Origin of the sequence: Intestinibacter sp., assembly GCF_051866655.1 — a bacterium.
In the GTDB taxonomy this organism is placed as follows: domain Bacteria; phylum Bacillota; class Clostridia; order Peptostreptococcales; family Peptostreptococcaceae; genus Intestinibacter.
The window spans coordinates 1-2457 of sequence record NZ_JBJDXL010000489.1 but is presented as its reverse complement, the minus strand read 5'-3'; the positions used below and the strand labels follow the sequence as shown (position 1 = coordinate 2457).

Here is a 2457-nt window from a genome sequence, read left to right as displayed (position 1 = left end):
TGATGGTTCACATGGTTCCCCCAACCTAGTTGGAAAGTTTATTAAAGCTAGTGCAGATACAGTTGGGGAAACTATTGTACATGAGAATAATGAAGTTACTCTTACAGTTGACAATCTCCCAAAACATAATCATCCTTATACTATAAGTGAGGAAACATCCACAGGAACTATAGGAAATACAGAATCAGAGGGTAACTTTAGTGGTTATAATACAGATTATAGTGAAATGATGACCTCTAGAGTATTTGCACCAACAGCACTCAGAACTATGGAAATTATTACAATTCCAAAAGATAGTTCTGGAAATATTACAGATTCTACAATAAGTAACTGGGGAGTTACTTCTATTTCCTATGACGCTGGAGGAATAAATTATAATGGATTTATTTACATGGATGAACACACTCATACATTAACTATGGATCCTCACACTCATACTATTAGCGAATAGGAACAAGAGTGGAAAAATACTCCAATTAAAATAGAACCAAATTACTACTCTCTTATATTTATAATGAAATGGAAATGATTTATGGCTGATTTTGATGATGTAATTTTTGAAGAAGATGAATTTGCTGATAATGGTTTAGAAGATTAGAGTTCTTAGAATACAGAAAACGATTTAACTTCTGAGGTTCTTAAAGCTAGAGGTATTTCTGACCCAAGCAAAATCAAGTTTGAAGAAGATGGACAAGTTGTAGAAAAAGATTGGAATTCCTTAGATAGAGAAGAATAGCTTAATATTTTAATTGGTGAACCTGAGAAAGCAGCAGAGGAGAATACTTAGTTTACTAATGATGAAATGCAATTGATACAATCTATTAGAAATAGTGGTATGAGTATTGATGATTACTTTAATAGTTTACAAGCTCCTCCTGAGAAAACCTATGATGTAGATTAGCTATCTGACGATGATGTTTATGCTCTGGACCTTCTACAAAAAGTAGGAGAAGAGAATATCACAGATGAGGAGATTACACAAGCTTTAGAGTAGGCAAAATCTAATGAGGCTTTATTTAAGAAGACTGTAGATAGCTTAAGAAACAACTTTAAGAAAATCCAAGATGATGCTGAGTAGCAAGCTAAAGAAGAACAAGAAAGATTACAGAAGGAAGAATATAATTAGTTTGCTAACACAATTTATAATGAGATTGCAAATCTGAATTCGTTTGTAGGAAATTCCTTGGAATTAGATAAATAGGATTAGGAAGATTTGGCTAGCTTTACTCTGAGTTTAGACTAGAATGGTTTAAGTCCATTTGGCGCAGCTTTGAGAGACCCTAAGGTATTTACTAAAGCAGCATTCTTTATTCTGAATGAGGATAAAATAGTTCAGGAATTAGATAGACAAATGAAAGAACAATATAACAGAGGTTACGAAGCAGCCAAACAAGAATCCGCCAAGGTTGAAGTAACTCCTACTAGAAAGATCGATGCATTTGCGGATGAAGATGATTGGTAATTAGATCAACATTTTTTTTAAAGTAAAAAAGTTTATATGTTAGTAGCAAGTTTTGTGACGAACCGTCCCTAGATGGGAACAACTCGCACATTTGAAGATTTTAGTAAATTTTTTGGTGAGTAACATCGCCTGTTGTACCTTTTCTCTTTCATCAAGAGGGTCAGAAATGGCTAACGGTGAAGCCTAAGTCTTATGATATGGTAATACCGTGGGAATAAAATCCTGTATCGACTATTCTGGAATCGCAGAAGTAGAACTACTATTGATACGTAGTTCGAAAAAGGTACTGCTAGATTGCTACCTAGTTAAGATATAGTCAGTGCTTATGGTAACATAAGATTCACATGGAGAGACCGCATCGTCTTGGTGTTATGTCTCGTCTGTATCCTGAATTAACAGCAACATTCTTAACTGAAGCCCTTAGAAACATCTACTATGGTGATACTAAGAAGACTAATGGATTTAACACGATTGATTCTACGTATTTTTATCAAAGTACGTTAATGTGGTGACACATTATTATAAAATTCTTTAAATTGCTGGAAAACTTCTATAATGAAACAATCAGCAGCAAGTCTCTGATAGGAGAACTGTTCAACGACTAGGGGAGACCCGTAGATTAATTATAATCAAAAAACTGAATTACTATGAAATATATTGTTTATTTAACTACAAACTTAAAATCTAAAATTAATGGGATAAATCGTATTTATATTGGAGTGCATAAAACAGAAAATCCTGAAATATTTGATGGGTATATAGGTTGTGGTGTGAAAATTAATATGCCAAGTACTTATATGTATCCTAAGACTCCTTTTCAGTATGCAGTAAAGAAATATGGTGTTGATGCATTTCAAAGGTCTACACTGTTTATATATGATACTGCAGAAGATGCTTTTTAGAAAGAATCTGAATTGGTAAATTTAGAGTTTATAAAGCAATCTCATACATATAATGTAGCTCTAGGAGGTATTGGTGGTGCTTTATATGAACAA

Annotated in this window: 4 protein-coding genes; all 4 read left to right on the top strand. The window is 33.2% G+C overall.

All coding sequences use genetic code 11. The features are described from left to right. Positions 1 to 451: hypothetical protein (locus tag ACI3VO_RS14785; protein ID WP_439758653.1), on the top strand; the 451-nt coding region annotated here is incomplete at its 5' end. An 819-nt stretch (positions 452 to 1270) separates the two neighbouring features. Further along, positions 1271 to 1462, top strand: a complete 192-nt coding sequence (locus tag ACI3VO_RS14780) for a hypothetical protein (RefSeq protein ID WP_439758652.1) — start codon at positions 1271 to 1273, stop codon at positions 1460 to 1462. A 344-nt stretch (positions 1463 to 1806) separates the two neighbouring features. Further along, complete coding sequence (locus ACI3VO_RS14775; protein ID WP_439758651.1) at positions 1807 to 1974, top strand: hypothetical protein; 168 nt, start codon at positions 1807 to 1809, stop codon at positions 1972 to 1974. A 135-nt stretch (positions 1975 to 2109) separates the two neighbouring features. Then, entirely contained in the window at positions 2110 to 2364 is a 255-nt protein-coding gene (locus ACI3VO_RS14770; protein ID WP_439758650.1) for a hypothetical protein, read from the top strand. Positions 2365 to 2457 lie beyond the last annotated feature (93 nt).